2 protein-coding genes are annotated in these 7,240 nt (G+C 77.0%); both read left to right on the top strand.

All coding sequences use genetic code 11. The features are described from left to right. A partial coding sequence (locus tag B0E53_RS31185) for an acyltransferase domain-containing protein (RefSeq protein WP_146167828.1) occupies positions 1-3,314 on the top strand: 3,314 nt, incomplete at its 5' end. A gap of 320 nt (positions 3,315-3,634) precedes the next feature. Further along, a partial coding sequence (locus tag B0E53_RS31180) for a type I polyketide synthase (protein ID WP_146167827.1) occupies positions 3,635-7,240 on the top strand: 3,606 nt, incomplete at its 3' end.

Raw genomic sequence — 7,240 nt, 5'->3', positions numbered from 1 at the left:
CCGACGACGCCGCGCTGCCGGTCGACGTCGGCTGGTCGTCCGTGGTCGGCCGGGCCGTCCTGGAGCGCCGGGCCGTGATCGCCGCCGCCGACCGCGACGAGCTGCTGGCCGGGCTGCGCGCCCTCGCCACCGGCTCGCCGGCCGGCACCGTGCTCACCGGCACGGGCTCGACCCCCGGCCGGCTCGCGGTGCTGTTCTCCGGTCAGGGCGCGCAGCGCGCCGGGATGGGCCGGGAGTTGTACGACCGGTTCCCGGTGTTCGCGTCCGCGGTGGACGAGGTGTGCGCGCAGCTGGATCCGTTGCTGCCGCAGCCACTGACGACGGTGCTGTTCGCCGAGGCGGGAACGCCCGCGGCGGCGCTGCTGGACGAGACGGTGTTCACCCAGGCGGGCCTGTTCGCCGTCGAGGTGGCGCTGTTCCGTCTCGTGGAGTCGTTCGGGGTGGTGCCGGACTTCGTGGGCGGCCATTCGATCGGGGAGATCACCGCGGCGCATGTCGCGGGGGTGTTGTCCCTGGCGGACGCCTGCGCGCTCGTCGCGGCGCGGGGCCGGCTGATGCAGGCGTTGCCGGCCGGCGGTGGGATGCTGGCCGTCGCCGCGGACGAGGCCGCGGTCGCCGAGTCGATCGCGGACCGGGCCGACCGGCTGGGCATCGCGGCCGTCAACGGTCCGCACGCCGTCGTGGTCTCCGGCGACGTGGCGGCCCTGGACGAGGTGGCAGAGTTCTGGCGGGACCGGGGGGCCCGCACCCGCCGGCTGACGGTGAGCCACGCCTTCCACAGTCCGCTGATGGAGCCGATGCTGGCCGAGTTCCGGGCGGTGCTGGAGGGGTTGAGCTTCTCGGCGCCGCTGCTGCCGGTGGTGTCGAACCTGACCGGAACGCTCGCCGACGCCGATGACATCCGTACGGCCGACTACTGGGTCCGGCACGTCCGGGAGGCCGTCCGCTACGCCGACGGGATCACCGCGCTGCGCGACGCCGGGGTCGACACGTTCCTGGAGCTCGGCCCGGCCGCCGTGCTGACCCCGATGAACGCCGGGCTGCTCCCCGACGACGGCGCCGCGGTCGCCACCCTCCGGGCCGGCGTACCGGAGGTCACGGCGCTGCTCACCGCCGTCGCCACCTGCTACGCGCACGGGCGGGACGTCGACTGGCCGGCGGTGCTGACCCCCCTGGCCGGCCCCCGGCCCGCCCCCCGCGACCTGCCGGAGCTGCCCACGTACGCGTTCCAGCCGCAGCGGTACTGGCCGACCCTGGCCGCGCCGGTGGGCGGTGCCGCGGAGCCGGCGGACAGCGAGTTCTGGCGGGCGGTCACCGACGGCGACCTCGAACGGCTCGGCATCGACACCCGGCAGCCGCTCCGGGACCTGCTTCCGGAGCTGGAGTCGTGGCGGCGCCGGCGCCGCCAGGACGGCATCCTCTCCGGGTGGCGGTACCGGGTCACCTGGCGGCAGCGGCAGCTGACCGGCGGCGACCCGGGCCGGTGGCTGCTGGTCGCGCCGCCCCGCGAGAGCACCGACACGATCGCCGACGCGCTGCGGGCCGGCGGCGCGGCCGTGCGGGTGCTCACCCTGGACCCGGCGACGGTCGACCGGGACGGGCTCGCCGCCGCCCTCGACCGGGCCGGCGCCGAGCACCAGCCCACGGCGCTGCTGTCCCTGTTCGCGTTCGACGAGGCGCCGCACCCCGAGCAGGACGCCCTGCCGTCCGGGCTCGCCGCGAACCTGCTGCTCCTGCAGGCGCACGCCGGCCGGGACGCCGGCGCGCCGCTGTGGTTGGCCACCACGGGGGCCGTCGCCACCGACGAGGAGCCGGCGACCCGGCCGTGGCAGGCCGCCAGCTGGGGCCTCGGCCTGGCCGCCGCCCTGGAACACCCCCGGCACGTCGGCGGCCTCGTCGACCTGCCCGGCACGGTGACCGCGGAGGCGTGCGCCGCGCTGGTCACCGCGCTGACCAACCGCGAGGGGGAGGACCAGGTCGCCGTCCGCGCGTCCGGCACCCACGTCCGGCGCCTGGTCCGGGCCACCGGCCCGGCCGGGGGTACGGGCGGCGGCTGGACGCCGCAGGGCAGCGTCCTGCTCACCGGCGGGGCGGGGGCGGTCGCCCGGCACGCCACCGCCTGGCTGGACCGGCACGGCGCCGCGGTGGTGCCGCTGGATCAGCCGGCGGGCGGCAAGCTGGCCGACCGGATGGCGCAGCTCGCCACCGACGGGCGGCCGGTTACCGGGCTGGTGCACGTCCCCGCCGACACCGCCACCGTGCCGCTGGCCGAGCTGACCCTCCCGGGCCTCGCCGCCGACCTGCTCGCCACGGTGGGCGACCTCCCGCGGTACGCCGACGAGGTGGAGAACGGGATCCTCGGCGCGCTGGTGATCTGCTCGTCCACCTCCGGGGTGTGGGGCTCCGGCGGGCGGGCCGGGCAGGCGGCCGGCGACGCCCTGCTCGGGGTGCTCGCCGCCAACTGGCGCCGGGCCGGCCTGCCCGTGACGGCGGTGGCGTTCGGCCCCTGGGCGGACGGCCTCGCCGACACCGACCGGGAGCAGCTCAGTCGCCGGGGCCTGCCCGGCATGGATCCGGAGCTGGCGGTCGCCGCGCTGCGCCGGGCCGTCGCCGACGGCGAGCAGGTCGTCGTGGCCGACGTACGGTGGGACCGGTTCGTTCCGGCCGTCGCCGCCGTGCGGGCCCGGCCGCTGTTCGGCGAGGTGCCCGAGGCGCGGGACGCGCTGCGCAGCCTGCACACCGACCAGCCGGCGGACGACGCGACGGCCGCCGCGCTGCGGGAGCGGCTCCGGCCGCTCGGCGACGCCGACCAGGAGGCGCTCCTGGTCGACCTCGTCGCCACCCAGGCCGCGGCGGTGCTCGGCCACCCGGGCACCGGCGACCTCGGCCCGGCGCGGGCGTTCCGGGAGGTCGGCTTCGACTCGATGACCGCGGTGGAGCTGCGCAACCGGCTCCGGGCGGCCACCGGGGCCACGCTGCCGGCCAGCGTGGTCTTCGACTACCCGACCCCGCTGGCGCTCGCCCGCCACCTGCGCACCCTCGTGGTGCAGGACGGGCCCGGCGCGACCGCCGGCCTGCTGTCGGAACTGGAGAAGGTGGACGGCCTGTTCGCCGCCGGCGCACCGGACCCGCTCACCCGGCAGAAGCTGCTGGTGCAGATGCAGGCGTTCCTCGCCCGCTGGGGCGACGACCGTTCCGCGCCGGCCGAGGCCCCGGTGGCACCGACCCTCGACGGGGCCACCGATGCCGAACTCTTCGAATTCATCCATCGCGAGCTGGGTGGGCCCGGTGGCAATGTTCCCGAGGATTTCTGAACGAATTGCCCGACCATTGTCGAGTGTGCCGGGTGAGCCGGTCGCGGGGGCCGGTCGCCGCCGCCGCGACCGGCCCGGCCGTGCGGTGGCCGAGCCGTCGGCGCTACGGCCCCGGGCCAGCCTGCGGGCCCTGCGGCGGCCGTCCTCCTAGGGGCGGCCCTAGGGGCACCGTAGGGGTTGTGACCCGCCTCGGCCGACAATTACCTTCCTCACGGTAAGTGAGACCTGGTGGGCGCGGCGACGCTGTGGACCATTGCAATTCGTGGTCGGGCCGAACGGTATTGGGTCGCCTGTTTTTCCGGCCCGAAAAGGTGGCGCTGATGGCGACTGAAGACACCCTCCGGGAATACCTGAAATGGGTGACCGCGGACCTCCACCAGACCAGGAGGAAGCTCGGCGAGCTGGAGGCGGCGCACCGCGAGCCCATCGCCATCATCGGCATCGGCTGCCGGTTCCCCGGCGGGGTGCGCTCGCCGGAGGAGCTGTGGCGGCTGGTCGCCGCCGGCGAGGACGCCATCTCCGACTTCCCCGCCGACCGCGGCTGGGACCTGGACCGGCTCATCCACCCGGACCCCGACCACCCCGGCACCTCCTACGTCGGGCAGGGCGGTTTCGTCGACTCGGCCACCGAGTTCGACCCCGGCTTCTTCGGCATCTCGCCACGCGAGGCGCTGGGCATGGACCCGCAGCAGCGGCTGCTGCTGGAGACGTCGTGGGAGGCGTTCGAGCACGCCGGCATCGACCCGGCGATGCTCCGCGGCCACCAGGTCGGTGTCTTCGCCAGCACCACCGGCCAGGACTACGCGGCGCTGCTCCAGTCGCCCCCGCCCGGCGTCGAGGGGTACGTCCTCACCGGCACCGCCGCCAGTGTGGTCTCCGGCCGGATCTCGTACGTGCTGGGCGTCGAGGGCCCCGCCGTCTCCGTCGACACCGCCTGCTCGTCGTCGCTGGTCGCCCTGCATCTCGCCGGCCAGGCCCTGCGGCAGGGCGAGTGCACCCTGGCGCTGGCCGGCGGCGCCACCGTCATGTCCACCCCGGCCGCGTTCGTCGGTTTCAGCCGGCAGCGCGGGCTGGCCGCCGACGGCCGCGTCAAGGCGTTCGCCGCCGCCGCCGACGGCACCGCCTGGGGCGAGGGCGTCGGCGTGCTGCTCGTCGAGCGGCTCTCCGACGCCCGCCGCAACGGCCACCCCGTCCTCGCCGTGGTGCGCGGCAGCGCCGTCAACCAGGACGGCGCCTCCAACGGGCTGACCGCCCCGAACGGGCCGTCTCAGCAGCGGGTGGTGCTTCAGGCCCTGGCCAGCGCCCGGCTCTCGCCCGAGCAGGTCGACGCCGTCGAGGCGCACGGCACCGGCACGAGCCTCGGCGACCCGATCGAGGCCACCGCCCTGCTCGCCACGTACGGGCAGGGGCGGCCGGCGGACCGGCCGCTGCGGCTCGGGTCGGTGAAGTCCAACATCGGCCACACCCAGGCGGCCGCGGGCGTCGCCGGCGTGATCAAGATGGTGATGGCGTTGCGCCACGGCACCCTGCCGGCCACCCTGCACGTCGACGAGCCCACCCCGCACGTCGAGTGGTCCGCCGGCGCCGTGTCGGTGCTGACCGAGGCGCAGCCCTGGCCGCCCGGCGAGCAGCCCCGCCGCGCCGGCGTGTCCTCCTTCGGCATGAGCGGCACCAACGCTCACGTCATCATCGAGGAGGCACCGCCGGAGCCCGCGGACGACGCCGCCACCGCTCCGGCGGGCCCCGGCGCCGAGGCGGGCACCGAGGAGACCGCACCGACGCCGGTGAGCGGCCCGGCCCCGGTGGCGACCACCGGGCTGGTGCCGGTGCTGCTCTCCGCCCGCGACTCCGCCGGGCTGGCCGCCCAGGCCAGCCGTTGGGCCGACTGGCTCGACACCGACGCCGACGGTTTCCCACTGACCGACGTCGGCTGGTCGTCGGTCACCACCCGGGGCGCGCTGGAGCACCGGGCCGTCGTCCTCGCCACCGACCGCGCGGGCCTGCGGGACGACCTGCGTACCCTCGCCACCGGCGGCACCGCGCCCGGCCTGGTCGTGGGCTCCGGCCCGCGCGGCGGGCAGCTCGCGTTCCTGTTCAGCGGGCAGGGCGCGCAGCGGGCCGGTATGGGCCGGGAGCTGGCGGCGGCGTTCCCGGCCTACGCCGAGGCGCTCGCCGAGGTGTGCCGCGAACTCGACCGGCACCTGCCCCGCCCGCTGGGGCCGATCCTCACCGCCGAGCCCGGCACCGAGGCCGCCGACCTGCTCGACCAGACCCGCTACACCCAGGCGGGGCTGTTCGCCGTCGAGGTGGCCCTGTACCGGCTGCTGGAGTCCTGGGGCGTGACGCCGGACGTGCTCATGGGCCACTCCATCGGGGAGGTGGTCGCCGCGCACGTGGCCGGCGTGCTCCCGCTCGCCGACGCCGCCACGCTGGTCGCCGCCCGGGGTCGGCTCATGCAGGCCCTGCCGGCCGGCGGCGCCATGCTGTCCGTCGCCGCCGCGCCGGCCGACGTCGAGGCCGTCCTCGCCGAGGTCGAGGGCCCGATCGGCGTCGCCGCCGTCAACGGGCCCGCCGCCGTGGTGGTCTCCGGCGGCGCCGACGCCGTCGCCGAGGTCGACCGCCGATGCGCCGACCGTGGGATACGCACCAAGCGGCTCAACGTCAGCCACGCCTTCCACAGCCCGCTCATGGAGCCGATGCTCGCCGAGTTCGCCGCCGTGGTCAGCCGGCTGGAGCTGCGGGCACCGACCCTGCCGATCGTGTCCAACCTGACCGGCGCGCCGGTCGACCCGGAGGCCGTCCGCACCGCCGAGTACTGGGTGCGGCACGTCCGTGAGGCGGTCCGCTTCGCTGACGGCGTCGAGCAGCTCCGCGCCCTCGGCGCCGGCACGTTCCTCGAGGTCGGCCCGAGCGGGGTGCTGACCGCGCTGACCCGGGAGATCCTCGGCCCGGACGCCACCTCGGTGGCGCTGCTGCGCCGGGACCGGCCGGAGCCCGCGGCGCTGCTCACCGCGCTTGCCGAGCTGCACGTCGCCGGGGTCGCCGTCGACTGGCGGAAGCTCTTCGCCGGCGCCGACCCGCGCCGGGTCCGGCTGCCCGGGTACGCGTTCCACCGCCAGCGGTTCTGGCCCGAGCCGGCCCCGCCCGCCCCTACCGGGGACGGGACCGGCGCGGACGCCGAGTTCTGGGCGGCGGTGGAGCAGGCCGACGTCGAGGCGTTGCGCGACCAGCTCGGCGCCGAGCCGGCCGCCGGCGCCGACCCGGTGCAGGCGCTGCTGCCGGCGCTGCCCGTGCTGTCCTCCTGGCGTCGCCACCGGCACGACCGCTCCACTGCGGACGGCTGGTCGTACCAGGTGGTGTGGAAGCCGGTGCCGGTCGCCGAGGGTGACCGGCCGGCGGGGCGCTGGCTGCTGGTGCTGCCCGCGGACGCCGCGCCGGCGTGGGAGGACGACCTGCTCGGGCTGTTCGCGGCGGCCGGCGACGAGCCGGCCCTGCTGCGCGTCGGCGCCGACGACCTGGACCGGGCGGCGCTCGCCGAGCGGCTGCGCGCGGTGGCCGACGAGCGGCCGGTGGCCGGCGTGCTGCACCTCGTCGCGGGGCAGGACCGGCTGCTGCCCGGGCATCCCGGCGTGAGCGTCGCCGCCGCCACCACCCTCGTGCTGCTCCAGGCGCTGACCGAGCTGGACCTCGCCGCTCCCGTCTGGTGCCTCACCAGCGGCGCGGTCAAGGCCGGCCCGGCCGACCGGCTCACCGACCCGCTGCAGACCCTCGTCTGGGGCCTCGGCCGGGCCGCCGCCGTGGAACAACCGCACCGGTGGGGCGGCCTGGTCGACCTGCCGGCCGCCGTCGACGCCGCCGTCCTGCGCCGGCTCGCCGCAGTCCTGGCCGGCGGCAGCGGCGAGGACCAGGTCGCCGTCCGCGCCGGC

The sequence above is a fragment of the Micromonospora sp. MH33 genome (assembly GCF_003013775.1).
GTDB classification, from domain to species: Bacteria; Actinomycetota; Actinomycetes; order Mycobacteriales; family Micromonosporaceae; genus Micromonospora; species Micromonospora fulviviridis.
This window is presented reverse-complemented; position numbering and strand designations above follow the sequence as displayed.